General features: G+C 66.2%; 1 protein-coding gene. It reads left to right on the plus strand.

Translation table 11 applies throughout. From position 1 onward, the window contains the following. Positions 1-234: RsmE family RNA methyltransferase (locus tag RYX56_RS25405; protein ID WP_317124523.1), on the plus strand; the 234-nt coding region annotated here is incomplete at both ends.

The raw sequence follows: 234 nt of genomic DNA on the forward strand, positions 1-234 counted from the left end.
GTATTGCGCCTGATGTTGGCGCCCGACGCCGAAGAGACCTTGGCTGACATTGCGCCGGCTACGCAGGTGCAGTTGCTGATCGGCGCCGAAGGCGGACTCGATCCGCAGGAAGTCATTGCTGCGCGCCAGTCGGGTTTCCGGGCCGTGCGACTGGGGCCGCGTGTCTTGCGTACGGAAACGGCCGGGCTGGCGGCGCTGGCCGTCTTGCAGGCACTTTGGGGTGATTTCAGGGAG

The organism is Alkalihalophilus lindianensis (genome assembly GCF_032843265.1).
GTDB lineage: Bacteria > Bacillota > Bacilli > Bacillales > Bacillaceae_D > Alkalihalophilus > Alkalihalophilus lindianensis.